The 25,240-nt window shown below is 66.4% G+C and carries 24 protein-coding genes; 10 read left to right on the forward strand and 14 right to left on the reverse strand.

What is annotated here, in order from left to right; genetic code table 11:
* From dxr to lpxB, 8 genes are all read left to right on the forward strand, one after another.
* On the forward strand, positions 1 to 1,179 hold the full coding sequence (gene dxr, locus BLM15_RS05745) for a 1-deoxy-D-xylulose-5-phosphate reductoisomerase (protein WP_126111204.1): 1,179 nt from the start codon (positions 1 to 3) through the stop codon (positions 1,177 to 1,179).
* A gap of 22 nt (positions 1,180 to 1,201) precedes the next feature.
* On the forward strand, positions 1,202 to 2,350 hold the full coding sequence (gene rseP, locus BLM15_RS05750) for an RIP metalloprotease RseP (RefSeq protein WP_126111206.1): 1,149 nt from the start codon (positions 1,202 to 1,204) through the stop codon (positions 2,348 to 2,350).
* 308 nt (positions 2,351 to 2,658) lie between these two features.
* Entirely contained in the window at positions 2,659 to 5,196 is a 2,538-nt protein-coding gene (gene bamA / locus BLM15_RS05755; RefSeq protein ID WP_442859428.1) for an outer membrane protein assembly factor BamA, read from the forward strand.
* 36 nt (positions 5,197 to 5,232) lie between these two features.
* On the forward strand, positions 5,233 to 6,297 hold the full coding sequence (gene lpxD / locus BLM15_RS05760) for a UDP-3-O-(3-hydroxymyristoyl)glucosamine N-acyltransferase (protein ID WP_126111208.1): 1,065 nt from the start codon (positions 5,233 to 5,235) through the stop codon (positions 6,295 to 6,297).
* A 91-nt stretch (positions 6,298 to 6,388) separates the two neighbouring features.
* Entirely contained in the window at positions 6,389 to 6,847 is a 459-nt protein-coding gene (gene fabZ, locus BLM15_RS05765) for a 3-hydroxyacyl-ACP dehydratase FabZ (RefSeq protein WP_126111210.1), read from the forward strand.
* A gap of 52 nt (positions 6,848 to 6,899) precedes the next feature.
* Positions 6,900 to 7,709, forward strand: a complete 810-nt coding sequence (gene lpxA / locus BLM15_RS05770; RefSeq protein WP_126111212.1) for an acyl-ACP--UDP-N-acetylglucosamine O-acyltransferase — start codon at positions 6,900 to 6,902, stop codon at positions 7,707 to 7,709.
* Positions 7,706 to 8,575, forward strand: a complete 870-nt coding sequence (locus BLM15_RS05775) for an LpxI family protein (protein WP_126111214.1) — start codon at positions 7,706 to 7,708, stop codon at positions 8,573 to 8,575. The genes lpxA and BLM15_RS05775 overlap by 4 nt, the downstream gene beginning before the upstream one ends.
* Positions 8,572 to 9,747, forward strand: coding sequence for a lipid-A-disaccharide synthase (gene lpxB, locus BLM15_RS05780; protein ID WP_126111216.1), 1,176 nt, complete (start codon positions 8,572 to 8,574; stop codon positions 9,745 to 9,747). The genes BLM15_RS05775 and lpxB overlap by 4 nt, the downstream gene beginning before the upstream one ends.
* 7 nt (positions 9,748 to 9,754) lie before the next feature.
* On the opposite strand, the gene BLM15_RS05785 is transcribed toward lpxB, so the two are convergent.
* The 3 genes from BLM15_RS05785 to gltX form a co-directional block, all read right to left on the reverse strand.
* The gene (locus tag BLM15_RS05785) at positions 9,755 to 10,750 is read right to left on the reverse strand and encodes a Bug family tripartite tricarboxylate transporter substrate binding protein (RefSeq protein WP_126111218.1); all 996 of its coding nucleotides are present in this window, start codon (positions 10,748 to 10,750) and stop codon (positions 9,755 to 9,757) included.
* Between the two features lie 142 nt (positions 10,751 to 10,892).
* The gene (gene gltA, locus BLM15_RS05790; protein WP_126111220.1) at positions 10,893 to 12,182 is read right to left on the reverse strand and encodes a citrate synthase; all 1,290 of its coding nucleotides are present in this window, start codon (positions 12,180 to 12,182) and stop codon (positions 10,893 to 10,895) included.
* A gap of 269 nt (positions 12,183 to 12,451) precedes the next feature.
* A complete protein-coding gene (gene gltX / locus BLM15_RS05795; RefSeq protein ID WP_126111222.1) occupies positions 12,452 to 13,870 on the reverse strand; it encodes a glutamate--tRNA ligase in 1,419 nt (472 codons plus the stop codon).
* A gap of 171 nt (positions 13,871 to 14,041) precedes the next feature.
* Between gltX and BLM15_RS05800 the strand changes: the two genes are divergently transcribed.
* The gene (locus BLM15_RS05800) at positions 14,042 to 16,309 is read left to right on the forward strand and encodes a ComEC/Rec2 family competence protein (RefSeq protein ID WP_164547404.1); all 2,268 of its coding nucleotides are present in this window, start codon (positions 14,042 to 14,044) and stop codon (positions 16,307 to 16,309) included.
* Here the strand turns inward: BLM15_RS05800 and lexA are convergent.
* The 10 genes from lexA to BLM15_RS05850 all read right to left on the reverse strand — a co-directional run bounded on the left by lexA (position 16,303) and on the right by BLM15_RS05850 (position 23,548).
* Entirely contained in the window at positions 16,303 to 17,034 is a 732-nt protein-coding gene (gene lexA / locus BLM15_RS05805; RefSeq protein ID WP_126111226.1) for a transcriptional repressor LexA, read from the reverse strand. The genes BLM15_RS05800 and lexA overlap by 7 nt on opposite strands.
* Positions 17,035 to 17,133: 99 nt before the next feature.
* Complete coding sequence (locus BLM15_RS05810) at positions 17,134 to 18,345, reverse strand: molybdopterin molybdotransferase MoeA (RefSeq protein WP_126111228.1); 1,212 nt, start codon at positions 18,343 to 18,345, stop codon at positions 17,134 to 17,136.
* Positions 18,342 to 18,788 carry a cyclic pyranopterin monophosphate synthase MoaC gene (gene moaC, locus BLM15_RS05815; RefSeq protein WP_236846696.1) on the reverse strand — a complete coding sequence of 149 codons (447 nt, stop codon included), beginning with the start codon at positions 18,786 to 18,788 and terminating at the stop codon, positions 18,342 to 18,344. Before moaC ends, BLM15_RS05810 begins: the two co-directional genes overlap by 4 nt.
* 38 nt (positions 18,789 to 18,826) lie before the next feature.
* Positions 18,827 to 19,639 (reverse strand): indole-3-glycerol phosphate synthase TrpC, encoded by an 813-nt coding sequence (trpC, locus tag BLM15_RS05820; protein WP_126111232.1) that lies wholly within the window; start codon positions 19,637 to 19,639, stop codon positions 18,827 to 18,829.
* Positions 19,640 to 19,648: 9 nt separating this feature from the next.
* Positions 19,649 to 20,662, reverse strand: coding sequence for an anthranilate phosphoribosyltransferase (gene trpD, locus BLM15_RS05825; protein ID WP_126111234.1), 1,014 nt, complete (start codon positions 20,660 to 20,662; stop codon positions 19,649 to 19,651).
* A 14-nt stretch (positions 20,663 to 20,676) separates the two neighbouring features.
* Entirely contained in the window at positions 20,677 to 21,294 is a 618-nt protein-coding gene (locus BLM15_RS05830) for an anthranilate synthase component II (protein WP_126111236.1), read from the reverse strand.
* A gap of 134 nt (positions 21,295 to 21,428) precedes the next feature.
* Positions 21,429 to 21,962, reverse strand: a complete 534-nt coding sequence (locus BLM15_RS05835) for a DUF1579 domain-containing protein (RefSeq protein WP_236846581.1) — start codon at positions 21,960 to 21,962, stop codon at positions 21,429 to 21,431.
* 53 nt (positions 21,963 to 22,015) lie between these two features.
* The gene (locus BLM15_RS05840; protein ID WP_126111238.1) at positions 22,016 to 22,567 is read right to left on the reverse strand and encodes an SRPBCC family protein; all 552 of its coding nucleotides are present in this window, start codon (positions 22,565 to 22,567) and stop codon (positions 22,016 to 22,018) included.
* Between the two features lie 33 nt (positions 22,568 to 22,600).
* Positions 22,601 to 23,020, reverse strand: a complete 420-nt coding sequence (locus BLM15_RS05845) for a DoxX family protein (protein ID WP_126111240.1) — start codon at positions 23,018 to 23,020, stop codon at positions 22,601 to 22,603.
* Between the two features lie 102 nt (positions 23,021 to 23,122).
* The gene (locus tag BLM15_RS05850; protein ID WP_126111242.1) at positions 23,123 to 23,548 is read right to left on the reverse strand and encodes a VOC family protein; all 426 of its coding nucleotides are present in this window, start codon (positions 23,546 to 23,548) and stop codon (positions 23,123 to 23,125) included.
* Between the two features lie 224 nt (positions 23,549 to 23,772).
* Between BLM15_RS05850 and BLM15_RS05855 the strand changes: the two genes are divergently transcribed.
* Entirely contained in the window at positions 23,773 to 24,300 is a 528-nt protein-coding gene (locus tag BLM15_RS05855) for a MarR family winged helix-turn-helix transcriptional regulator (protein WP_126111244.1), read from the forward strand.
* Here the strand turns inward: BLM15_RS05855 and BLM15_RS05860 are convergent.
* The gene (locus tag BLM15_RS05860) at positions 24,297 to 25,079 is read right to left on the reverse strand and encodes a DUF899 domain-containing protein (protein WP_126111246.1); all 783 of its coding nucleotides are present in this window, start codon (positions 25,077 to 25,079) and stop codon (positions 24,297 to 24,299) included. The two genes, BLM15_RS05855 and BLM15_RS05860, sit on opposite strands and share 4 nt — an antisense overlap.
* Positions 25,080 to 25,240 lie beyond the last annotated feature (161 nt).

The raw sequence follows: 25,240 nt of genomic DNA on the forward strand, positions 1-25,240 counted from the left end.
ATGCGCCGCACCGTCACGATACTGGGAGCCACGGGCTCTATCGGCCGCTCGACGCGTGCCGTGATTGCCGAGAATCCGGAGCGGCTGCAGGTCGCTGCGCTCGTCGCTGGTCGCGATGCGGCGGGGCTGGCGCGGATTGCTCGTGAGACAGGCGCAAGCTTCGCGGCCGTTGCGGATGAAGGGCAGGGAAGGGAGCTCGCCGCGGCGCTAGCCGGTAGCGGCATCCGCTGCGGCGCCGGCCGGGAGGCGGTGCTCGAAGCAGTGGCGCAAGACAGCGACATCGTCGTCAGTGCCATCTCCGGAGCAGCCGGGCTGGAGGCGACCTTCGCCGCACTGAAACCGGGCCGTGTCGTTGCGCTTGCCAACAAGGAGAGCCTGGTCTGCGCCGGAGCTGCGGTGATGGCGCGGGCGAGGGCGGTCGGCGCCCGCATCCTGCCGCTCGATTCCGAGCACAACGCCTTGTTCCAGGTGCTCGGAGCCGAGTCGATCTCTGCGGTCCGCACCATGACGTTGACCGCCTCCGGCGGTCCGTTCCGAACCTGGTCGGCTGAGCGCATCGCCAGTGCAACGCCCGAGCAGGCACTGGCTCATCCGAATTATGCGATGGGCGCCAAGATCACGATCGACTCGGCCAGCATGATGAACAAGGGCCTCGAGTTGATCGAAGCCTCGTTCCTGTTTGGGCTCGACGCCGATCAGCTCGAGGTGCTGGTCCATCCGCAGCAGATCGTGCACGGCCTCGTCACCTTCCGCGACGGCTCGGTCAGCGCCGGCATGGCGGTGCCGGACATGCGCGTGGCGGCAGCCCATTGCCTCGGAATCGACGGACGGTTCGATGCGCCGCCGACCCGCTTCCTCGATCTGGTCGCAGCCGGGCCGCTCGCCTTCGAACGGCCCGATTTTGCCCGTTTCCCGGCGCTGGGTCTCGCCATCGCCGCTCTGGCTGAAGGCGGCGCGGCGCCGGCCGTGCTGAATGCTGCCAATGAGATTGCCGTCGAGGCCTTCCTCGACCGGCAGATCAGTTTTCCGGCGATTCCGGCGCTGGTCGAGGCCGTCTGCGCCCAAGGGGAGGCGACGTCGCAGCCCCCCGCCGATGTGGCCGAAGCCCTTGCCGTTGACCAAGATGCGAGAAACCGGACCCGCGCGCTCTTGTCCGGAGGCCGCTTCACTGTCACCTAGTGACTGAAGTCGGGAGAGTTTTATGGATATCATCGGATCGGTCTGGCACGCGGGCAGCTTCCTGCTGGGCTATCTGTTGCCATTCCTGTTTGTCCTCACGCTCGTCGTATTCGTGCACGAACTCGGCCATTTCCTGGTCGGGCGCTGGTGCGGCGTCGATGTGAAGACGTTCTCGATCGGTTTCGGCCGCGAGCTGTTCGGCTTCAACGACCGGCACGGCACGCGCTGGCGCTTCGCGCTGATTCCGCTCGGCGGCTACGTCAAGTTTTCTGGAGATCTCGACGCCGCGAGCTCGACTGATACCGGTGCCCTCTCCGGCATGAGCCGCGAGGAGCGCGAGCGGTCATTCCCGGCCCAGTCGATCGGAGAACGAGCGGCGATCGTTGCCGCGGGGCCGATTGCGAACTTCCTGCTCGCCATCCTGATCTTTGGTGCAACGGCCTATTTCATGGGCAAGCCGACGCTGGCTCCGCGCGTCGACAGCGTTGCTGTTGGCGGGGCGGCGGCGCGCGCCGGCTTGCAATCCGGGGACCTGGTCCGCCTGGTCGATGGGCGTGCGATCAAGAGCTTCAGCGATCTTCAGCGCGCGATCTCGATCCGCCCTGGCGAAACCCTGCCCGTGACCGTTGATCGCGGGGGCGCCGCGATCGTCCTTTCGGTGACGCCCGATCTGGTCGAAACCTCATCGCCGCTCGGCAAGCAGAGGCTGGGGATCATTGGCGTGCAGGCATCGGCGAAGCCGGAGGATTGGTCGACCCAGCACTTCAGCCTAGGCGAATCCGTGCTGCTCGGCATGAGCGAGACCTGGTTCGTAGTCGAGCGGACCTATGACTACATAGCTAAGTTGATCAAGGGGAAGGAATCGACCGACCAGCTGTCGGGGCCGATCCGCATCGCCCAGGTCTCGGGCATCGTCGCCTCCAGCGGCGGCCTATTGGCGCTGATCAATCTGGCGGCACTGCTGTCGGTTTCGATCGGGCTGATGAATCTGTTCCCGGTGCCGATGCTCGATGGCGGCCATCTGCTGTTTTATGCGATCGAAGCGCTACGCGGAAAACCGCTGAGCGAGCGAGCGCAGGAGATCGGCTTCCGACTCGGCCTGGGACTCGTCCTGATGTTGATGCTTTTCGTGACCTGGAACGACCTCGTCCATGTTCGTTCGCTGCTCTGACGCCGGGACTTTCGTTGCCGTTGCAAACTAGCTTGCACCGAGCTGACAACGATCACCGCCAAGGCCATCCCGCGCCAGTGGATTATGGCTTTTTATGGCCCGTTTTCGTTGGATGGCTCGGTTTTTCGGGCAGTGCGCGTGACCTCCCGGCAACGACTCCCGCAAAAATCTTTTGTTAACGACAATGGCGGTTTGCACCCCGCGGGAAACTTTGTAGAAGCGTTTGGTCTTCAATGTCGCCGAGCCTCGCCCGTAGCGGGGTCCCCCTTACTCGGGGTGGCGACCCAAAGAATGGAATAGGCGACCCGATGACGTCGACGCTTCAGAGCCGGTCCTTGCGCATGCGGCTCTCTCGATCAGTCGGACTTGCGGCCATCATGGTGGCCGTCAGCGGTAGCGTGGTGTTCGCGCAGTCCGTACTTGTCCAGGGCAACCGTCGTGTCGATGCGGAGACGATCCGCTCCTATGCGACGGGGCAGGGCTCAAGCCCGCAGGAGATTCGCCAGAATCTCATGGCGACCGGCCTGTTCTCGAACGTTCAGGTCAGCCGCCGCGGCGCGCAGACCGTCGTCTCGGTCCAGGAGAACGATACGATCAATCGCGTTGCCTTCGAGGGCAACCGTCGTCTGAAGGGCGACGTCCTGCTTGGCCAGGTCCAGTCCAAGGCCCGCGGTCCGCTGAGCCAGCAGCTCATCGATGCCGATGTCGAGCGCCTCAAGGAAGTCTACCGTCGCGCCGGCTACGGCCTGGCTACGATCAGCGGCCGCATCCAGCCGCTGCCGAACGGCCGCTCGGACGTGGTCTTCACGGTCGTGGAGAGCGGCAAGACAGGCATCAAGTCGATCAACTTCACTGGCAACGGCGCTTATTCCTCGTCGCGCTTGCGCGGCCTGATGAGCTCGACCGAGTCGAACTTCCTGAGCTGGATCAAGACCTCCGACGTCTACGATCCGGACCGGATCAACTCCGATCTTGAGCTGATTCGGCGCTACTATCTGAAGAACGGCTACGCCGACTTCCGCATCGTCTCGAACGATGCCCGCTTCGATGATGCAGCTGGCGGCTGGGTCGTCGACGTCGCCGTCGATGAAGGCCCACAATACAAGGTCGGCAATGTCTCGGTCGATTCCCGACTGCGTGACGTCGATCCGGCTGCGCTGCAGTCGCTCGTCAACACCTCTGCCGGCGACACCTACAATGCCGAGTCGGTCGAGCGCTCGCTGGTCACTCTGACCACTGAGGTGGCGAAGCGCGGCTACGCTTTTGCGCAGGTCCGCCCACGCGGTGAGCGCGACGCCGCCGGCCAGCAGATCGGCATCACCTATGTGGTCGAGGAAGGGCCGCGGGTCTATGTCGAGCGCATCAATGTGCGCGGCAACACCCGCACCCGCGATTATGTCGTCCGCCGCGAGCTCGATCTCGGCGAAGGCGACGCTTACAACAAGGTCTTCGTTGACCGCGCCGAGCGCCGCCTCAACAATCTCGGCTTCTTCAACAAGGTTCGTATCACCAACGAGCCGGGCAGCGCGCCCGATCGCGTGGTCGTCAACATCGACGTCGAGGACAAGGCGACTGGCTCGTTCTCGGTCGCCGGCGGTTACTCGACCTCGGACGGCGTCATCGGCGAGGTATCGCTGTCGGAGTCGAACTTCCTCGGCCGCGGTCAGTATGTCCGCATCGCTGGCACCATGGGTCAGCGTACCCAGGGCATCGACTTCTCGTTCACCGAGCCCTACTTCCTCGGCCACCGCATCGCGGCCGGCTTCGACCTGTTCTCGAAGTTCAACGACAACACCAATGTCGGGTATTTCGAGAGCCGCGTGACCGGCGGCCAGGTCCGTTTCTCCTTCCCGATCACGGAAGAGTTCTCGATCACGCCGCGCTATTCGATCTACACGACCGAAATCAAGATCCCGAATAGCTTCTCGAAGCCGTATAACGACTGTAGCGTCCCGCTCGAAGGGATCACACCCGGGACGACGGGCGCCGTGGCGGCTTCGGTGGGCGGCCTCAACTGCCTGACGAATGGCGAAGCGACGGTCGCGGTCAAGGAAGCGCAGGGCACGACGCTGACCTCGCTGGTCGGCCTGAATTTCAACTACAATTCGCTCGACAATTACCAGAGCCCGCGCAACGGCTTCATCGCCGAGCTCAAGCCGGAATTCGCGGGCGTCGGTGGCGACTCGAAGTTCCTGCGCGTCAGTGCCGATGCGCGCTACTATCGCGAGTTCCTCGAGGACTTCGTCGGCATTGCGCGCGTCCAGGCCGGTCACGTTCAGGCCACCGGCGACGATCTGCGCATGATCGACCATTACTTCCTCGGCCCGACACTGGTGCGTGGTTTCGCGCCCTCCGGCATCGGCCCGCGCGACGTGCTCAACGATCCGACCGGCAACGCACTCGGCGGCACGACCTATTTCGGTGGCTCGCTCGAAGTGCAGTTCCCGATCTTCGGCCTGCCGCGTGATCTCGGCCTGAAGGGCGCGGTCTTCGCCGACGCCGGCACGCTGTTCAACTATGACGGCGGTTCGAAGTCGGTCACCAACCCCAATTTCGGGACCTGCCCTGCAGGTTCGGAAGCGCGCCAGTTCAACGTCAGCATCCAAAGTGGCTTCCAGAGCAACGTGGCCTGCGTGCGCGACAAGAACATCATCCGTTCGTCGGTCGGCGTGAGCTTGCTCTGGCAGTCGCCGCTCGGCCCGATCCGCTTCGACTATGCCTACGCCCTGTCGAAGGACGACGGCCAGTTCGGCACGGCGGTCCTTCCCAACGGCCAGACCATCACCGGCAAGTTCGGCGGCGACCGGACGCAGGCCTTCCGCTTCTCGGGCGGCGCCCGCTTCTGACCGGCGGGGCGCACGCGCCCCGCAACGGATCATCTTATGGCAGATCCCAGTTTCTTTCCGATCGCGACCTCGCTGTCCTTCAGCGAGGTCGCTTCCTTGTCGGGCACCGCCTTGCCGGAGGGCGTCGATCCGGAGCGCCGGATCGAGGGCGTGGCGCCACTCGAGACGGCCGGCGGCAGCGACACCGCCTATATGGACAATCCGAAATATGTCGCGGCGCTGGCCGCGACCTCGGCCGCACTCTGCTTCGTTTCACCGCGTTTTGCCGCACGCGTGCCGGCCGGGACGGTCGCCCTGATTACGCCGGCGCCCTACCATGCTTTCGCCAAGCTGCTCTCGGTCTTCCATCCACAGGCATTGCGGCCAGGCTCGATGTTCGGCTCGGCCGGCGTTGCACCAGGCGCCTTCGTGCATGCGACGGCAAAGCTCGAGGCCGATGTCACCGTCGATCCCGGTGCGGTGATCGGCCCCGGTGCCGAGATCGGCGCCGGCACGGTGATTGGACCGCATGCTGTGATCGGCCCACAGGTCCGGATCGGACGGCAATGTGCTGTTGGAGCCGGCTCGACGCTGCAGGCGGCGCTGATCGGCAATCGCGTCATCATTCATCCCGGCGCACGCATCGGCCAGGACGGGTTCGGTTTCGCCATGGGGCCGAAGGGGCACATGAAGGTGCCGCAGGTCGGCCGCGTCATCATCCAGGACGATGTCGAGATCGGCGCCAACACGACGATCGATCGCGGCGCCAGCCGTGACACGGTGATTGGTGAGGGCACCAAGATCGATAATTTCGTGCAGATCGGCCATAACTGCGTCATCGGACGGCATTGCGTCATCTGCGCCCAGGTCGGCATGGCCGGCTCCACCACACTGGAGGATTTCGTCGTGCTCGGCGGTCAGGTTGGACTGGCGGGGCATCTGACGGTCGGGATGGGCGCACAGATCGCGGCGCAGAGCGGTGTTGCCGGCGACGTCCCGCGTGGCGCGCGCTATGGCGGCTATCCTGCACAGCCGGCACTAAGCTGGGCGCGCGAAGCCGCACTGCTCAAGCAATTGGTCGCCAAGCGCGGCAAAGGCCCGGCTGGCGGCGAAAACGCTTGATCTCACGCCGGCTTCCGGCAAAACCAGCTTTCATGACGGGTGGTGGCGAACGTCCCGCGCAGGCTGCGGGCGCCCGAGGAGAAACGACACGATGACGGATGCGACGAAAGCGCTCGGCGTGGCCGATATCCAGAAGATCATGGCCTGCATCCCGCATCGCTATCCGTTCCTGCTGGTGGACAAGGTCGTCGAGATCGACGGGGATGCGTCGGGCGTCGGCATCAAGAACGTCACCTTCAACGAGCCGCAGTTTACCGGGCACTTTCCCGGCCGGCCGGTCTTTCCGGGCGTGCTCATGATCGAGGCCATGGCTCAGACAGCGGGTGTGCTCGTTGTCAGCGCGCGCGGCAGCGACGATCTCGCGGTCACTACGGTATTGTTCACCACCATCGACAAGGCCAAGTTCCGCAAGCCTGTCGTTCCGGGCGACACGCTGCGGTTCCATCTCACCAAGCTGGCGCATAAGCGCAATATCTGGTTCTACCGTGGTGAGGCCAAGGTCGACGGTGTGCTCGTCGCCGAGGCCGAGCTGTCGGCGATGGTCGTGTAACCGGGGGATCGCAATGCACGCTCCCGTTCCCGGCCAGATGCAGGATTCCGCCATGAGCACCTCGATCCACCCGATGGCGATCGTCGACCCGTCTGCCAAGCTGGGCACGGGCGTCAAGATTGGCCCGTTCTGTACTATTGGCCCAGATGTCACCCTTGGTGATGGTGTCGAGCTGATCAGCCATGTCGTGGTCGCGGGCCTTACGACGATCGGTCCGCGCACCAAGATCTATCCCTTCGCCTCGATCGGCCATCCGCCGCAGGATCTGAAGTACAAGGGCGAGCCGTCGACGCTGACGATCGGCGCCGATTGCGTGATCCGCGAAGGCGTGACGATGAATCCGGGCACCGAGGGCGGCGGCATGAAGACCGTCGTTGGCGATCGTGGGCTGTTCCTGGCCAACTGTCATGTCGGCCATGACAGCATCATCGGCAACAATGTCATCTTCTCCAACAATGTGATGTGCGCCGGGCATGTGACCGTCGGCGATTTCGTCATCGTCAGCGGCGGGACCGGCCTGCAGCAGTTCGTGCGCATCGGCGATCACGCCTTCATCGGTGGCGGCTCGGGCGTTCTGCTCGACGTCATCCCGTTCGGGATGGTGCGCGACAACCCGGCCCATCTCGCCGGCCTCAACCTCGTCGGTCTCAAGCGGCGCGGCTTCTCGCGCGAGCAGATCCACGAATTGCGCCGCGCCTACCGCCTGTTGTTCGCCGACGAGGGCACGCTTTCGGAGCGGGTCGAGGACGTTGCCGGCGAGTTCGCCGAGCATCCGCTGATCCACGAAATCCTCGACTTCATCCGTGCCGGCGGCGACCGGGGCATCTGCGTGCCGCGTGACGTGAACGCGCCCGAGCGGTGAATACAGGGCCGGCCGACGCAACTGGCCGGCCGCAGGGCCGGCGCATCGCCGTCCTGGCCGGCCGTGGCGAATATCCGTTGCGGGTCGCGAGTGCGGCTGCAGCGCAGGGGGCGAGCGTCTATGTCGCCGTGCTCACCGGTGCGGGCGATCCAGCCGACTACGCTACCTACGACGCCAGGGAGTATCGCCTGGGTCAGCTCGGGCGCTTCCTCGACGAGATCAAGCGCCGCGAGATCGACGAGATCGTCATGGTCGGCGCGCTGCCGCGACCAAGCTTTGGTGCGCTGGCGCCGGAACTGTCGACGCTGAAATACTTGCCGCATTTCGCCCGCGCCTTTCAGGGCGGTGATGATCATCTGCTGCGCGGCGTCGTCGCCTTCTTCGAGGGGCAGGGACTGCGCGTGCTTGGACCGGCCGAGTTGGCCCCGGATCTCGTCGCGCCCTTGGGCTCACTAGGGCGACATAAGCCCGCAGCCGTCGCGCGCGAAGCGATTGCGACCGGATTCAACCTACTCGCTGCGCTCTCGCCCTTCGACATCGGCCAGGCGGCGATCATCGCCGACCATCGCGTCGTCGCTGTCGAGGCTGCCGAAGGCACCGATGCGATGATCGAGCGCGTCGCCGGCCTCGTCCAGGCCGGGCGCCTCAAGCCGGGCAAGGGCGACGGCGTCCTGATCAAGGCGCCGAAGCTTGGGCAGGATTTGCGGGTCGACATGCCCGCGATCGGCCCGGACACGGTGGCGCGCGTGGCAGCGGCTGGTCTTGCCGGCATTGCGGTCAAGGCCGGCAGTGTCCTGATCGGTGACCGGGGCCGGCTGGCGACACTGGCGGATACATCTGGCGTGTTCATCGAGGGCGTGGCGTGACCCGCCCGTTCAAGCTCTTCATCATTGCCGGCGAAGCATCGGGCGATGCACTCGGCGCGCGCTTCGTGGCGCGGCTACGTGAAGTGCTCGGCGACCGACCGCTCGAATTGTCGGGCGTCGGCGGCGAGGCGCTGATTGCGGAAGGACTGCACAGCGTCTTCCCGCAGGAGGACATCGCCGTGATGGGCTTTGGCCCGGTGGTGGCGCGCCTGCCATTGCTGTTGCGCCGAATGTCGGATGCAGCGCGCGCCGCCGCAGCCTTCAAGCCCGACCTGATGCTCACCATCGACGCACCTGATTTCAGCCTGCGCGTCGCGAAGAAAGTTAGGCAGCTCGCCCCCACGATACCAACGGCGCATTGGGTCTGTCCGAGCGTCTGGGCCTGGCGCCAGGGGCGGGCAAAGCGCATGCGCCCGCATATCGACCGGATTCTTGCATTGCTCCCCTTCGAGCCGGCCGCATTGGCGCGCCTCGGCGGGCCGGAGACCATCTATGTCGGCCATCCGCTGATCGAGCGGCTGGAGGCTTACCGGCCCGGTCCGAACGAAGCTGTGCAGCGTGATGATGCGGCTGCGCCGACGATCCTGGTCCTGCCCGGTAGCCGACGCTCTGAGATCCGGCATCTGATGCCGCCTTTCGGCGAGGCGATCGCGCTGGTCGCCGAGCGGTTGCCGCAGGCCTGCTTCGTTCTTCCCGCTGTGCCGCGCCTGGTCGATGAGATCACGGCTCTCAGCGCCGGCTGGCGGATCAAGCCGGAAATCGTCACCGGTGAGCCCGCGAAGCTGGCGGCATTCCGACGGGCTCGCGCGGCGCTGGCTGCCTCGGGCACCGTGACGCTTGAGCTGGCGCTGGCACAGGTGCCGACGGTCGCGGCCTATCGCGGAGCCGGCTGGGAAGCTGTGCTGGCGCGGCACCTGATCAAACTGCCGACCGTGATCCTGCCAAACCTGATCATCGGCGAGAGTGCGGTGCCGGAGTTCATCCAGGACGAAGCTTCGCCTCAGGCCCTCGCCGAGGCGCTGCTCGCGGCGCTGGCCGAAGGGCCCGCGCGCCAGCGCCAGCTCGACGGCTTCGCGACGGTCGAGCTGAACATGCGCAGCGCCGGGCAGAGCCCGGCGGCGAACGCCGTCGATGCGGCGCTCGCCCTCGTTCGGGAGCCGACAGGCGGCTAACGGTCTATTATTCGACGACCGCGCCGGAGGCCTTGGCGATCGGCCCCCATTTCGCCAGCTCGGCCTTGACGTGCTCGCCCAGCGCTTCCGGCGTCGAGCCGACGATGACCGCGCTGACATCCTCCAGACGCTGCTTCACATTGGCGTCCTTGAGCGATTCATTGGCGGCGCTGTTGATCTTGTCGATCACCGGGCGCGGCATGTTGGCCGGGCCGAACAGCGCGTTCCAGGTATAGGTCTCGTAGCCGGCAAGCCCGCCCTCAGCGATGGTCGGCAGGTCCGGGAAGGAGGAGACGCGCTCCTTGGTGGTGACGCCGATGGCGCGCAATTGCCCGCTGCGAATGAACTGCGCCGAGGAGGGCAGGTTGTCGAACATGATCGGCACCGCGCCGGCGACGACGTCGTTGAGGGCCGGGCCGGCGCCGCGATAGGGCACATGGTTCATGCTGACGCCGCCGAGCGACTTGAACAGCTCGCCGGAGAGATGCAGCGGCGTACCGACGCCGGAGGAGGCGTAGGAGTATTTGCCGGGGTTGTCCTTCAGCAGCTTGATCACCTCCGGCACGGTCTTGGCCGGGAAGCTCGGATGCACGACCATGACGTTGGGCACGACAGCGAGCAGCGAGATCGGCGTGAAGTCCTTGACCGCGTCGAAGGTCACGGTCTTCAGGATCGCCGGATTGAGCGCGTGGGTCGAGATGGTGCCGAGCAGCAGCGTGTAGCCGTCGGGGGTGGCCCGGGCGACCGCGGTCGAGCCGATATTGCCACCGGCGCCGGCGCGGTTGTCGATCACGATGGACTGGCCGAGCAATTCGCCCATCTTCTGGCCGACGAGGCGCGCAACGATGTCGGTCGAGCCGCCGGCGGCGAAGGGCACGATCAGAGAGATCGGCCGCGTCGGGAACTGCGCCTGGGCAAAAGCCGAGCCGGCTGCGCCGGCGAAGGGCAGGGCGGAGGCGCCGGCGAGGAATCCGCGGCGGCTGAGACCTTCGGTTGTCGACATGAGCGGTGAACCTCTTTTGTGGGTCGGCGACTGTAGCGTACCAGACGCAACCGTCATCTGCGTCAGATGCATCAATAAGTTGAAACAATAAAGGCCGCGACGGTGTTCCGTCGCGGCCTTGTCTTGATCGGTGTCGAGCCGTTCAGCGGCGGCCGATCGGCGTGTAATCGCGCTTGGGCGCGCCGGTGTAGAGTTGGCGCGGCCGGCCGATGCGCTGAGACGGATCCTCGATCATCTCCTTCCACTGCGCGATCCAGCCGACGGTGCGTGCGAGCGCGAACAGCACCGTGAACATCGAGGTCGGGAAGCCCATCGCCTTCAAGGTGATGCCCGAATAGAAGTCGATGTTCGGATAGAGCTTCTTCTCGATGAAGTACTCGTCGTGCAGCGCGATGCGCTCCAGCTCCATGGCGACGTCGAGCAGCGGATCGTCCTTGACGCCGAGTTCGGCGAGGACCTCATGCGTGGTCTTCTGCATGATCTTGGCGCGCGGATCGTAGTTCTTGTAGACCCGGTGACCGAAGCCCATCAGGCGGAACGGATCGTTCTTGTCTTTGGCCTTGGCGACGTATTTCGGGATGTTGTCGACGCTGCCGATCTCCTCGAGCATCTTCAGCGCCGCTTCGTTGGCGCCGCCATGCGCCGGGCCCCAGAGGCAGGCGACACCGGCGGCGATGCAGGCAAAGGGGTTGGCGCCAGAGGAGCCGGCGAGCCTGACAGTCGAGGTCGAGGCGTTCTGCTCATGGTCGGCGTGCAAGGTGAAGATGCGGTCCATCGCGCGCGAAAGCACCGGATTGACCTTGTACTCCTCGGCCGGCACCGCAAAGCACATGCGCAGGAAGTTCGAGGTGTAGTCGAGCGAGTTGAGCGGATACACGAAGGGCTGGCCGATCGTGTACTTGTAGGCCATCGCCGCCAGTGTCGGCATCTTCGCGATCATCCGCATCGAGGCGATCATGCGCTGCTGCGGGTCGGAGATGTCGGTCGAGTCGTGATAAAAGGCCGACATGGCGCCAACCGAGGCCACCATCACAGCCATCGGATGCGCATCGCGGCGGAAGCCCTGGAAGAAGCGGGCCATCTGCTCGTGCACCATGGTGTGGCGCGTGACGCGATAGTCGAAATCCGCCTTCTGCGCAGCGGTCGGCAACTCGCCGTAAAGCAGCAGATAGCAGGTCTCGAGGAAGTCGCCGTGCTCGGCGAGCTGCTCGATCGGGTAGCCGCGATGGAGGAGGACGCCCTCGTCGCCATCGATATAGGTGATCTGCGACTCGCAGCTTGCGGTCGAGGTGAAGCCGGGGTCGTAGGTGAACATCCCGGTCTGGCCGTAGAGCTTGCCGATGTCGATGACCGAAGGCCCGATCGAACCCGTTTTGACCGGCATGTCGACGGCCTTGCCTTCGACAGTCAACTGGCTGGTAGTTCCGCTCATGGATCCGATCCTTTCAGGCTCGTTCTTCAGTCACGTCCCGGCGGACGGAAGCGCCGGTTGCTTGTTGCGTTCCGGCGTCATCCGAACGTCCCACGATGACGGCTCCATGACGGGAATGTCGGGGCGGGCAGGCGGGAAGGGGTACATCAGACTGATTTTGAAGCATTTTTTGTGCCGGGCCGGCAGCGGGAGCCGCCGGTCCGCAGCGCGTTGCTAGACCAATTCCGCGAGGCGTTCAACCGAGCGGCCATTAGCCTTTCTGCGGGCCTTCAGGCTGCATCCGCGAGCCGCGCCAGCACTTCGTCGCGGCCGAGGACCGCCATCACGTCGAAGAGGCCTGGCGAGGTGGTTTTGCCGGTCAGCGCGGCGCGCAAGGGTTGTGCCACCTGACCGAGCTTGACGCCGCTCTCCTCGGCGAAATCGCGGATCGCGCTCTCCAGCGGCGGCGGCGCCCAGTCGGCGACGGCCGACAGCTTCTGCGCCAGCTTCGGCATGCGCTGGCGCGCGGCTTCGTCGAGCAAGGCGGCCGCCTTGGGCTCGAGCGCAAGGGGGCGCTGGGCATAGAGATAGGAGGCGCTGTCGATCAGTTCGATCAGCGTCTTGGCGCGCTCCTTCAGGCCGGGCATCGCGGCCATCAGCTTGGCTTCCAGTTCCGGGGTCGGCTCAATGCCGATGCCGCGGGGCGGGCCGATTTCCGACCAGATCGCCTTCAGCGCCGTCATCAATTCGTGATCCGCGGACTCGCGCATATAGAGACCGTTGAGGTTCTCAAGCTTGGCATAGTCGAAGCGGGCCGGCGAGCGGCCGATCGAGGAGAGGTTGAACAGCTCGATCATCTCCTGCGTGGAGAAGATCTCCTGGTCGCCATGGCTCCAGCCGAGCCGCAGCAAATAGTTGCGCAGCGCGACCGGCAGATAGCCCATCGAGCGATAGGCTTCGATGCCGAGCGCGCCGTGCCGCTTCGACAGCTTGGCGCCATCGGCTCCGTGGATCAGCGGGATGTGCGACATGCTCGGCACCGTCCAGCCGAGCGCCTGGTAGATCTGCGTCTGGCGCGCGGCATTGGTCAGGTGGTCGCTGCCGCGGATGATGTGGGTGATACCCATGTCGTGATCGTCGACGACGACGGCGAGCATATAGGTCGGGTTGCCGTCCGAGCGCAGCAGCACGAGATCGTCGAGGTTCTCGTTCTGCCAGGTGACGCGGCCCTGGACCTCGTCCTCGACCACGGTCTCGCCGGTCTGCTCGGCCCTGAGGCGGATCACCGGCTTGACGCCTTCGGGCGCGGTCGCCGGGTCGCGGTCGCGCCAGCGCCCGTCATAGCGCCACTGCTTGCCCTCGGCGCGGGCTGCTTCGCGCTCCGCGTCGAGCTCCTGCGGCGTCGCATAGCAGTAATAGGCCTTGCCGGCGGCGAGCATTTGCTCGGCGACCTCGCGATGGCGCGCGGCGCGCTGGAACTGGTAGACGGTCTGCCCGTCCCAATCGAGGCCGAGCCAGGCGAGGCCGTCGAGGATTGCGGCGATCGCGCCCTCGGTCGAGCGTTCGCGGTCGGTATCCTCGATGCGCAGCAGCATCTTGCCGCCATGGCGGCGGGAATAGAGCCAGTTGAACAGCGCGGTGCGGGCACCGCCAATGTGCAGGAATCCGGTTGGCGACGGCGCGAAGCGCGTGACGACCGTATCGCTCATGAAAACAGGCTCCGGGGGAACGGGCAGGCAAAAAGGCGAGGGCGGGCTGCAATGCGGGCCTCGGCCGGGGCTGACATCCGGCGCCGCCGCTGTAACATGGCTTGCCAGCCGCCGTTAAGAGCCTCCTGTGGGGACGGGCTCACCATTCGCGCGGTGGCGATGGGGGGACGGATGCTCTCCTACGGGCCAGAAGAGCGCCGTAGCAGGGGACGTGCCGGCGTGCTGGCTCTGCCGGCGCGACTGCGCCGCGTCGGTGGCTTCGCCTGGCCCGAAGTCCTGCCGTTGCACGAATGGGGTAGTCGGTTTCGCCAGTCCCTCGAAACCGAGGTCGAGCGGCGGCGTCTTTTCAACTGGCTGCCGGTCTGTATGGGCGCCGGTGTGCTGCTCTATTTCCTGGCCGATCGCGAGCCTGGGCTGGCCGCTCCCCTGGTCGGGCTGATCCTGTGTGCGCTCGCCGGTTGGCTGACGCGCCGCCGCCGTGCCGTCATGGCGGTCTGCATTGCAGCCGCAGCCGTCTTTGCCGGTTTCGCGGCGGCAGCCTGGCGAACCGCCGGCATCGCCGCCCCCGCGTTGGCGCGGAACCATGTCGGCAAGCTTACCGGCTTCGTCGAGGCGCTGGAGCAGCGCGAGAAGGGCGTGCGGATCGTCGTGCAGGTCACGGACCTACCGGGGATCGAGGTTGCGCAGAGGCCGCGGCGGGTGCGCGTCACCACGCCGGTGACGACGCTGAGGCCCGGAGACCATATCAGCGCGACGGCGCGTCTGTTGCCGCCGCCCGGCCCGGCGCGTCCTGGCGGCTATGACTTCGCCCGCGATGCCTTCTTCCAGGGCATCGGCGCCGTCGGCAATATCGCCGGCAAAATCACGCTTACACCGGCGCCGACCCCGATGCCGCGCCGGCTCGCTTTGGCGGTCGCGATCGACCAAGCTCGCAACGCATTGACCGAACGCATCGCGACCAGTGGTGGCGGGCAGGCTGGGGCGATGGCGGCGGCGCTGGTCACCGGCAAGCGCGGACTGATCAGCGAAGCGACCAACAACGATCTGCGCGCCGCCGGCATCTACCACATCGTTTCGATCTCGGGCCTGCACATGGTGCTAGCCGCCGGCACGATCTTCTGGCTGGCGCGGGCTCTGCTCGCGCTGTCGCAGACAGCGGCACTCTACTGGCCGGTGAAGAAGCTCGCGGCGCTCGCCGCCATGGCCGGTGCGACCGGCTATTGCGTCTTCTCCGGCGCGGAGGTCGCGACGGTGCGCTCGCTGATCATGACGCTGGTGATGCTCGGGGCGATCCTGGTCGATCGGCCGGCGCTCTCCATGCGCAATCTCGCGCTCGCTGCGATCATCGTGCTGCTGCGCGAGCCGGAAGCCGTGCTCGGGCCGAGCTTCCAGATGTCATTCGGGGCGGTCGCGGCGCTGATCGCCTTCGCTGAACGGTGGCAGGAGCGTCCGCCCGACGCCGCTGCCGCATCCTGGCCCTGGCCGCTGCGCCCGCTCTGGCTCTCGGCCGTCGGTATCGTGACCACGACCATGGTCGCGACCGCGGCAACGGCGCCCTATGGTGTCTTCCACTTCCAGACCTTCAACCCGTTCGGCCTGCTCGGCAACGCGCTGGCACTGCCCTTCGTCTCGCTGATCGTGATGCCGGCCGCCGTCTTTGGCGTGCTCGCCTATCCGTTCGGGCTCGACTGGCCGGCCTGGGCGCTGATGGGATGGGCGTCGGGCCTCGTGCTCCAACTCGCCCATTGGGTCGCCGGCATCGACCGCTCGACCGTCGTGCTGCCGGCCTTCGGCTCGCTCGCCCTGATCCTGTTCTCGCTGTCGCTGCTATGGCTGACCTTGTGGACAACGGCGCTGCGCTTCCTCGCCGCACTGCCGCTGGTCGGCGGACTGGCGCTGGCCTCGGCACCGTCGCGGCCGGACATCCTGATCGAGCGCGACGGTTCCGGCGTGCTGGTACGTGGGCCGGAGGGGAAGATGGTGCTCGCCGGCAAGCCGAGCCGCTTCGTGCTGACGCAATGGCTGCATGCTGACGGCGATTCGCGGTCGCCCGACGATACGGCCTTGCGTGAAGGCGCTGCCTGTGATTCCCGCGGCTGCGTCATCCGCCTGCCGGACGGCCGCAGCGTCGCTTATACGCGCGACCGCTTCGCTTTGGTCGAGGACTGCCAGCGGGCCGACCTCGTGGTGACGTCGCTCTATTGGAGCGCGCCCTGCGCCGCCCGGCTGATCGACCGCAGCGCGCTCATCCGCGATGGCGCGACCGCCTATCATGCCGCCCGCGGCAGTTGGCGCGCCTATACGGCCGATGAGGCCGCGCGCCTGCGCCCATGGACCCGTGCGCGGCCGGAACCGAGGCCGGCACCCGAATCAACATCTGCGCCGGCAACTGCAGCAGCAGTTGCGGAGCCGGCACAGGATCTGGAGGCGCTTCAGTAGCGCCGCATCAGATTGACGAGGCGGCCCTGGATCTTGACCCGGTCGGGTCCGAGCACGCGTGTCTCATAGGCCGGGTTGGCGGCTTCGAGCGCGATCGAGGAGCCACGCTTGCGCAAGCGCTTCAGCGTTGCCTCCTCGTCGTCGATCAGGGCGACGATGATGTCGCCGGTGTTCGCCGTGTCCTGCTTGCGGATCACGACGGTGTCGCCGTCGAGGATGCCGGCCTCGATCATCGAATCGCCGCGGACCTCGAGCGCGTAATGCTCGCCACCGCCGAGCATGTCGGCCGGCATGGAGACGCTATGGCTGCGGTCCTGGATCGCCGAGATCGGCGTGCCGGCGGCGATGCGGCCCATGACGGGGATGGAGACGGTGGAGCGCCCGCTCTCCTCGGCGCCCGTGGGGCGCGGCTTTGCTAGAGTGGCTGCCGGTGCCGGCGGGGTTTGGCCAAGCCCGCCCTGGACGATGGAGGGGCTGAAGCGGGCGCGTTGCGCCTGCTGCCCGCCGATGCCGTCCGGCATCTTGATGACTTCGAGGGCCCGCGCCCGATTGGGAAGCCGGCGAATGAAGCCGCGCTCCTCGAGCGCCATGATCAGCCGGTGGATGCCAGATTTGGAGCGCAGGTCGAGCGCGTCCTTCATCTCGTCGAAGGAGGGCGGCACCCCGGATTCGCGCAGGCGCTCATGGATGAAGCGAAGCAGTTCAAACTGTTTGCGTGTCAGCATGGTCGCGCCGCTCGCCTCTCGGGCTAGAATCGAAACAAAGCACGAACACCATACTCGTTCGCCTTGTGTTCCGCAAGGCGGGTTCTGCCGATGACGCGGTCAGCGCAGCCGGATGACGCGGCAGGAATCGCCTGCCTTGGCCGCTTTGGCGAAGACCGGGCGGATCACCAGTGCCTCGGCGCGCGACAGGTTCGCCAGCATCGATGAATCCTGCTTGGCGAAGGGCCTGACGCGCCGCTCGCCATCGGCGGTTTCGAAGGTGGCGCGCAGATAGTCCTGGCGCTCGTCATTGGCCGGCAGATCGATTGCGAGGATGGCGGGCTCGCTGCGGTCGCGCGCCGGATCTTCGACCCCGAGCAGCGCCTCGACCAGCGGCATGGCGAAGAGGTGCCCGCAGACGATCGAGGAGACCGGATTGCCCGGCAGGCCGAGCGCGACCATGGCGCCGAGCCGGCCCATCATCATCGGTTTGCCCGGGCGCATCGCGATCTTCCAGAAGCCGAGTTCCATGCCCTGCGCCTTCAGCGCGGCCTGGACGAGATCGTGCTCGCCGACCGAGGCGCCGCCGAGCGTGATCAGGACATCGGCACCGGCCGTGCGCGCCGCCTCGATCTTGCCGGCGAGGTCGGGATGGTTGTCGCGGGCGATGCCGAGGTCGAGCGCCGTGCCGCCGGCCTGCTCGACCAGCGCCGCGAGGGCAAAGCTGTTGGAGGCGACGATCTGGTCGGGGCCGACCGTCTCGCCTGGCAGGACGAGTTCGTCACCGGTGGCGAGGATCGCGACCAGCGGCTTGCGGCGGACGGCGAGCGTCGGATGACCCGCGGCTGCGGCCAGGCCGAGCGCAGCGCTGTCGAGCCTGCGGCCAGCTTTCAGCAGGACCTCGCCGGTCCTGAAATCGAGTCCCGCCAAGCGCACGAACTGGCCGGGATCTGTAGGCTTGACGACCCGAATGACCGGACTGCCGACACCTTCGGCATGCTCCTGAATGAGGATCGTGTCCGCGCCCTCGGGCAACGGTGCTCCGGTGAAGATCCGCACCGTCTCACCGAGGGAAATTCTCCCAGAGAAGCCACGGCCAGCAGCGGATTCGCCGATGACGCGAAGCTGCGCCCCCCGCGCCAAGTCCTTGCCGCGCACGGCATAGCCGTCCATCGCCGAATTGGCGAAGGGCGGTTGGGTCCGCAGCGCCGCCACATCCTCGGCCAGCACGCGGCCGGCGCATTGCGCCAGCGCCAGCGTCTCGGCCGGCGCCTGGCCGGGCACGCTGTCGAGCAGTGCCTTGAGCGCGACGGGAACGGGGGTGAGGCTCATGCCGATGGCCCTGCGAGCTCATAGGTTCCGGATTTTCCGCCGGATTTATGCACGAGCTGAATGCCTTCGATATGCATGGCGCGATCGACCGCCTTCACCATGTCATAGACGGTGAGGCAGGCGACGCTGACGGCGGTCAGCGCCTCCATCTCGACGCCGGTCTTGCCGGTGAGCTTGACCTCGGCGCGGACGCGCACGCCCGGCAGGGCGTCGTCGATCGAAAGGTCCACTGCGATCTTGCTCAGCAACAACGGATGGCAGAGCGGGATCAGCTCATGCGCGCGCTTGGCCGCCATGATGCCGGCGAGGCGGGCGGTGCCGAGGACGTCGCCCTTCTTGGACTCGCCATCGCGGACGATCGCCAGAGTCTCTGGCTGCATCACGACATGGCCTTCCGCGACCGCGATGCGGACGGTCTCGGCCTTGTCGCCGACATCGACCATATGGGCTTCGCCCTTGTGGTCGAGATGGGTGAGGCGGCTCACGCCGCCGCCTCGGTGGTCTTGCCCGTCAGAAGCTCGCGCGTTGCAGCCGCCACGTCCGCCTGCCGCATCAGGCTCTCGCCGACCAGGAACGTGTCGACGCCGCAAGCCTGCAGGCGGGCGATATCGGCATGGGTGAAGATGCCGCTCTCGCCGACGAGCAGACGGTCCTTCGGCACGCGCGGCGCAAGCCGCTCGGTGACGGCGAGGTTGAGCTCGAAGCTGCGCAGGTCGCGGTTGTTGATGCCGACCAGCCTGGTGTCGAGCTTTAGTGCGCGCTCCAGCTCGGCTTCATCATGGACTTCGGCGAGCGCGGCCATGCCGAGCGCCTTGGCGGTTGTCACGAGCTCGCACGCTGCGGCATCGTCGAGCGAGGCCATGATGATCAGGATGCAGTCGGCGCCCCAGCTCCGCGCCTCGAAGACCTGGTAGGGCTCGAACATGAAGTCCTTGCGCAGGCCGGGCAGGCCGGAGGCGGCGCGCGCCTCGGCGAGATATTCCGGCCGGCCCTGGAAGGACGGCGTGTCGGTCAGGACGGAGAGGCAGGCGGCGCCGCCTTCGGCATAGGCTTTCGCCAGCGCCGGCGGGTCGAAGTCCGGCCGGATCAGCCCCTTGGACGGCGAGGCCTTCTTGATCTCGGCGATCAGGGTCGGGCCGCCGGCACGATGCTTGGCTTCGAGCGCGCCGATGAAATTGCGTGGCGCCGGCATCGCCGCGGCACGCTTCTCGATCTCGGCCTGCGGAACGGCAGCACGCGCCGCCGCGATCTCCTCGCGCTTATAGGCCTCGATCCGCTTCAGGATGTCGGACATGGGGCAGCCTCACGCATTGGAGCTGGCGACGAGGGTCGCGAGCGCAGCCTTGGCCTTGCCATTGTCCAGCACTGCGTAGGCCTGCGCCAGTCCCTCGCCGAGCGTGGCGGCCTTGCCGGCGACGACGAGCGCGGCTGCGGCATTGAAAGCGGCGATATCGCGGAACGCGCTCTTGGCGCCGCCGAGCACGTCCTGCAACGCCCTAGCATTCTGCGCCGGCTCGCCGCCGCGCAGATCCTCAGGCCTAGCGCGGGCGATGCCGACATCCTCGGGTGCGATCGAGAAGTTCTCGATCTTGCCGTCCTTCAGCGCGATCACGCGGGTCGGGCCGGTGGTGGTGATCTCGTCGAGCCCGTCGGAGCCGTGCACGGCCCAGACCGTCGTGGAGCCGAGCGATTGCAGCACCTTGACCATCGGCTCGAGCCAGGTCTCGGAGAAGGCGCCGATCAGCTGCTTCTTGACGCCGGCCGGGTTCGACAGCGGTCCGACCAGGTTGAAGATGGTGCGGGTGCCGAGCTCGGTGCGAACGGGCCCGACATGGCGCATCGAAGCGTGGTGGGTCGGCGCGAACATGAAGCCGACGCCGGCCTCAGCGATGCAGCGCTCGGTGCCGGCCGGCTCCAGCCCGACCTTGACGCCGAGCGCGGTCAGGACGTCGGCGGCGCCGGAGCGCGAGGAGGCGGCGCGGTTGCCGTGCTTGGCAACCGGCACGCCGCAGGCGGCGACGATGATCGAGGCGAGCGTCGAGACATTGTAGGAGCCGGACGCATCGCCGCCGGTGCCGACGATGTCGATCGCGTCGGCCGGGGCCTCGACGGTGAGCATGCGGGCGCGCATGGCGGTGACCGCGCCGGCGATCTCCTCGGTGGTCTCGCCGCGCACACGCAGCGCCATCAGGAAGGCGGCGGCCTGCGCATTGGTGACCTCGCCGGAAAGCATGGCCTCGAAGGCGTCGCGGGCTTCCTCGCGCGACAGCGAGGCGCCGGTCGCGACCTTGGCGATGAAGGGTTTGAAGTCGTCCATGGGAACTCGATCGATCAGGCTGTCGCGGAAAGGGCGGCTTTGTTGGTCTGGCGCGACCATCGCTGGGCGAGATCGAGGAAATTGCGCAGGATCGTTGTCCCGTGCTCCGAGGCGATGCTCTCGGGATGGAACTGCACGCCATGCACCGGCAGGTCGCGATGCGACAGCGCCATGATCATCCCGTCGCCGGATTCGGCCTCGATGGAGAGCTCAGCCGGGCAGCTCTCGCGCCGGATGACGAGCGAGTGATAGCGCGTCGCCTCGAGCGGGCCGTTGACGCCGTGGAACAGGCCGCGCGCCCGGTGGGTGATGGTCGAGACCTTGCCGTGCATCGGCAGGGGCGCGCGCACCACTTCGCCGCCGAAGACCTGGCCGATGGTCTGCAGGCCGAGGCAGACGCCGAAGATCGGCTTCCTGTCAGCGCCTTCGCGGACGAGATCGAGGCAGATGCCGGCCTCGTTCGGCGTGCAGGGGCCGGGCGAGAGCACGATCGCGTCGTGATCGCCGGTAAGGGCCCGATCGACTGACAGCGTGTCGTTACGGCGCACGTCGACTTTGGCGCCGAGCCCACCGATCAGGTGGACCAGGTTCCAGGTGAAGCTGTCGTAATTGTCGATCAGCAGGATGCGCATCGCTTCGGGGCCGTCCCCACCCAGTTTCTTGGGTTTTGCACATGCCCCCGAACGCGCATGCCGGTCAAGCGCGAGGGCGCGGAGCAGGTTGCTCCGCGCCCTCGACAGATGGTCGTCCGTGTCGACGGATGGGGTTACTTCACGCGCCGGTAGTGCGCCGTCATGAACTGTTGCCACCCCCCGTCGGCATCCTTGGTCCGCGAGGACAGGACGTGATGGTCGGCGCTCTTGATCTCGACGATGTCCTGGTAGGCCGCGATCGCGCCGGGCTTCGAGAAGTCCGGACCTTCGGTGTCGAGGGTCAGCACTGTGCCAGCAGCGTCGCGGGTGCCGATGTAGACCCATTGGTTGCCCATCATCGAGCCGATGAAGGAGCCGACATAGCGCTCCTTCTGCGGGTCGTAGCCGAGCGTCATCCGGGTCGTGGCCGGACTACCGTCCGGCAGGGTGCCGGTGCCGTCGCCGACGAGCCAGAGCCCGCCAAAGGACGAGAACGACTGCGTGCCGGTCGACTTCATCGGCGGCTGGTCAGGGCCCATCAGGCATTCGGCCTCATAGGTCCATTCGCCGACGAGCTGGAGGAGCCATTCATGCTCCGCCTGGGGCTTGGTCATGCAGGCGCTCATGTCGTTGGCTTGGGGCTTCTCGCGTTCTGCTGCATTGCTCATGGTTCTTCCTCCTTGGCTTTGCTTCTCTGGGTGGACAGTCGAATGCGCCGTGGTCAGGCCGCGGCAGCAACCAGTTGCGGCCGTTCCGTTGCCTGCTTGAGGGCGGCGAGGCCCTTCTCGAAATCGCCGCCAACCATGCGGTCCATGTTGAAGATCGTGCCCATGACCTTACCCATGAACGGGCAGGCGCCCTGCATGTGCCAGGTCACCAGCGTGCCGCCTTCAGCGGGGGCGAGGGTGAAGGTGATCAGGTTGTGGCAGGCCATGGGCTTGGTCATGTCGAGGGTGACAGCGAGCTTCACCGGCGCCTGGACCTCGACGATGGCGAGTTCGCCGGTGCCGGCCTGCTTGTTGCCGTCGAAGGCGTAGACGGCGCCGACGCCGGAGGTCGCGCCCTTGAAGCTGCGCTTCATCGCCGGATCCTTCTTCTCATAGGGTGACCAGACACCCCATTCCTGGAAGTCCGCGAGCAAAGCGAAGACGCGCTCGGGCGTCGCCCGGATCGTCGCGGAACGGCTGACCTGGAAAAGATCGGGCTTGCGTGCGGCGACAATGAGGAGGCCGGCGACAAGGGCGAGCATGGCGATGGCGAGATAGGTAAGCATGGCACTCTCCTATGTGTGGGATGGGTTTGAGGCTCAGGCGTCTAGACGGACGGGGATCAGGCGGCGCAGCCGCGGATCGCGCAGATAAAGACCGCCCCAGGCCAGAAGGCCGAGATAGAGGCCGAAGAGGAGATGGCTGAAGAGCGGGCTGCCGACGCGCAGATGCGTTGCCATCGCGCCGCCGAGCAGGCCGGTCAGCAGGATCGCGCCGAGCACCGACGTGCGCGGCAGGGCATAGAGCAGGGCGATGCCCAGCGTCATCACACCGAGCCCACGCGCCAACTCCTGCGAGCCGGAATAGCCGAGCTGCTGCATGGTCTCGGTGACGATGGCGAGCGGCGCGAGCTTGATGCCGCCATCGAAGACCAGGAAGGCGACGACGAGGCCGCTCATGATGCGCCCGATCCAGAGCTGTCCGGCCGGCGTTTTGGTGTTCAGGGTGTCGGACAGCATGGAATGCTCCGCTGGGTGCAAGGCTCCGCCGGTCCGGCTGCGAGGGCAGCCGGATGGGGATGCATGACGATGTGAATGGCGCCGGCTGCCCGGCGTCGATGCTTACTTGGCGGCCGAGACCAGGGCCCAGAGCATGCCGAACGGATCGCGGTACTGGCCGTAGCGGTCGCCCCAGAACATCAGGTCGACCGGGGTGACGACCTCCATGCCGGCCTCGACGCCGCGCTTCCACCAGAAGTCGATGTCATCGACGCGCAGGGTCAGGGTGAAGCCCTGCGGCTTCTCCCAGCCATAGCCGTGCTCGGGATAGGGGTCGCTCAGCATCAGCGAGCCGCCATTGACATAGAGGTGGATGTGCATGGTCCGGCCCTTCTCGTCGACCGGCATGCGCGCCACTTCCTGCGCGCCGAACGCCTTCTGGTAGAATTCCGAGGCCTTCACAGCGCCTTCGACGCTGAGATAGGCGACGACGCCGCCGCGGGTTTCGGGCTCGGCGCGCGTCTGAATGGCTTCTGCAGGCTGGGACATTGTCGAACTCCGAGGTCGGGTTGGCAGGGTTTCGTCTGAGATTCGGGCCGGCGTATCCGGTGATCTGCGACGAGGACGTTGGCGGTCCGGGCATTCCGACAAGGCGAGTGAAATTATTTTCGCGCCGCCGGTCCGGTATTTATCTTGATGGCAAGATAAATCCGATATTGTCTTGATGTCAAGATATCTTCATGATGCCCGCGACTTGATCAGCGGAGGCCGGGATGAGCGATGATGCAGGGCAGGGTGGCGACCATATCGACCGGTTGCGTGGGCAATGGCGGAGCGAGTTGCCGGAGCTGGATACCTCGCCCATGGCGGTGATCGGCCGGGCGCGCCGGATCACGCTGCGGCTGCGGCCGGGGATCGAGGCGGTTTTCGCCCGCCATGGTCTCGATGCCGGCGAGTTCGACGTGATTTCGACGCTGCGACGGTCCGGCGCCCCGTGGCGACTGACGCCGACCGAGCTCTACCGCACGCTAATGATCTCCTCGGGCGGGCTGACGGCCCGCCTCAACCGACTGGAGGCGGCTGAGCTGATCCGGCGACGCGAGGCCGAAGAAGACAAGCGCAGCCTGCTGGTCGAACTGACCGAGGCCGGCCGCGCCAAGGCCGAAGCGGCGTTTCGTGAGGATATGGCGTTGGAGAAGCGCCTGCTCGCGGGCTTGAGCGCGCGCGAGCAGGAGGAGTTGGCGGTGCTGCTACGCAAGCTCGCGCTCAGCCTGGAGGGCGAAGGCGCCGGTGCGAGCTAGCTCGCGGCCGGTGCGTGGCAGCAGGCCGTTGCTGCTTCCTCGCGCCAGCGCCCGGTCATGTCGGTCTTGCCGGGGGTGTCGTAGCGGTCGTGCGGGCGGACCCAGTCGGTCAGATTGCCGGCCGGGCCGGTCTCGTTGCGGCCCTTCGGTGTCATATCGAGGAACATGTAGGTGCCGAGCACCTCTTCGGCGCCACGGCCGAAGGTCGAATAGGTCTGGTAGATTGCTCCGTCGCCATCCTTCTCGAGGACGGTGAAGCCGGAAAGGTCCTCCAGCGGCGCGGCGATCGTCTCGAAATTGTAGAAGACGTCGTTGTTGGCGAGCTGCTCCGGGGTGAAGGAGACGTCGAAATCGTAGTTGAAGTCGCTGCCCTGGGACGAGACCCAGTGGAAGCGCCAGCCCATGCGGTTCTTATAGGCCTCGATCTCGGCGAGCGGCGCGCGCGCCACTGCGACATAGGCGACGTCGTGGCGTTCGAGATGCCTCAGCACGCCGTCGACATGGTCGGCCTCGAAGGAGCAGCCGACGCAGCCCTCGATCTGGCCGGGCGCGAGCATGAAATGCTTGACGATGAGCTGGCTGCGGCCGCGGAAGAGCTCGGAGAGCGTCTGCTTTCCCATCGGCGTATCGAAGACGTAAGCCTTCTCGATCCGGATGCGCGGCAAGGCGCGCCGCTCGGCGGCGATCGCATCGCGCCGTCGCGTCAGCTCCTTCTCCTTGACGAGCAGGGCCTTGCGGGCGGCGATCCAGTCTTCCTTGCTGACGGTGATCTGCGACATGGTCGGTCTCCTCGCTGCAATGGCCGCTTTCGATCCTGAGAATCAGGATTCTGAAGCAAGCTGTTGTCATCGACGAGCTTTCGGCTCTGGCCAGATCTGGCCGATGCCATCCGCTCGTCGCCCCTTTGGAGCAAGGACGAACGAGCGGGTGCGGTGCCGAC

The organism is Bosea sp. Tri-49 (assembly GCF_003952665.1).
GTDB lineage: Bacteria > Pseudomonadota > Alphaproteobacteria > Rhizobiales > Beijerinckiaceae > Allobosea.

Excerpts from the sequence above, each read along its gene's own strand:
- BLM15_RS05850 (WP_126111242.1), bottom strand. The coding sequence starts at position 23,548 with ATGTCCCAGCCTGCAGAAGCCATTCAGACGCGCGCCGAGCCCGAAACC.
- gltX (WP_126111222.1), bottom strand. The coding sequence starts at position 13,870 with ATGAGCGATACGGTCGTCACGCGCTTCGCGCCGTCGCCAACCGGATTC.
- lpxA (WP_126111212.1), top strand. The coding sequence starts at position 6,900 with ATGAGCACCTCGATCCACCCGATGGCGATCGTCGACCCGTCTGCCAAG.
- BLM15_RS05840 (WP_126111238.1), bottom strand. The coding sequence starts at position 22,567 with ATGCTTACCTATCTCGCCATCGCCATGCTCGCCCTTGTCGCCGGCCTC.
- BLM15_RS05855 (WP_126111244.1), top strand. The coding sequence starts at position 23,773 with ATGAGCGATGATGCAGGGCAGGGTGGCGACCATATCGACCGGTTGCGT.
- rseP (WP_126111206.1), top strand. The coding sequence starts at position 1,202 with ATGGATATCATCGGATCGGTCTGGCACGCGGGCAGCTTCCTGCTGGGC.
- BLM15_RS05860 (WP_126111246.1), bottom strand. The coding sequence starts at position 25,079 with ATGTCGCAGATCACCGTCAGCAAGGAAGACTGGATCGCCGCCCGCAAG.
- lpxD (WP_126111208.1), top strand. The coding sequence starts at position 5,233 with ATGGCAGATCCCAGTTTCTTTCCGATCGCGACCTCGCTGTCCTTCAGC.
- fabZ (WP_126111210.1), top strand. The coding sequence starts at position 6,389 with ATGACGGATGCGACGAAAGCGCTCGGCGTGGCCGATATCCAGAAGATC.
- trpC (WP_126111232.1), bottom strand. The coding sequence starts at position 19,639 with ATGTCCGACATCCTGAAGCGGATCGAGGCCTATAAGCGCGAGGAGATC.
- BLM15_RS05845 (WP_126111240.1), bottom strand. The coding sequence starts at position 23,020 with ATGCTGTCCGACACCCTGAACACCAAAACGCCGGCCGGACAGCTCTGG.
- trpD (WP_126111234.1), bottom strand. The coding sequence starts at position 20,662 with ATGGACGACTTCAAACCCTTCATCGCCAAGGTCGCGACCGGCGCCTCG.
- bamA (WP_442859428.1), top strand. The coding sequence starts at position 2,659 with ATGACGTCGACGCTTCAGAGCCGGTCCTTGCGCATGCGGCTCTCTCGA.
- lexA (WP_126111226.1), bottom strand. The coding sequence starts at position 17,034 with ATGCTGACACGCAAACAGTTTGAACTGCTTCGCTTCATCCATGAGCGC.
- BLM15_RS05810 (WP_126111228.1), bottom strand. The coding sequence starts at position 18,345 with ATGAGCCTCACCCCCGTTCCCGTCGCGCTCAAGGCACTGCTCGACAGC.
- BLM15_RS05835 (WP_236846581.1), bottom strand. The coding sequence starts at position 21,962 with ATGAGCAATGCAGCAGAACGCGAGAAGCCCCAAGCCAACGACATGAGC.
- BLM15_RS05785 (WP_126111218.1), bottom strand. The coding sequence starts at position 10,750 with ATGTCGACAACCGAAGGTCTCAGCCGCCGCGGATTCCTCGCCGGCGCC.
- BLM15_RS05800 (WP_164547404.1), top strand. The coding sequence starts at position 14,042 with ATGCTCTCCTACGGGCCAGAAGAGCGCCGTAGCAGGGGACGTGCCGGC.
- dxr (WP_126111204.1), top strand. The coding sequence starts at position 1 with ATGCGCCGCACCGTCACGATACTGGGAGCCACGGGCTCTATCGGCCGC.
- moaC (WP_236846696.1), bottom strand. The coding sequence starts at position 18,788 with ATGGTCGATGTCGGCGACAAGGCCGAGACCGTCCGCATCGCGGTCGCG.
- gltA (WP_126111220.1), bottom strand. The coding sequence starts at position 12,182 with ATGAGCGGAACTACCAGCCAGTTGACTGTCGAAGGCAAGGCCGTCGAC.
- BLM15_RS05830 (WP_126111236.1), bottom strand. The coding sequence starts at position 21,294 with ATGCGCATCCTGCTGATCGACAATTACGACAGCTTCACCTGGAACCTG.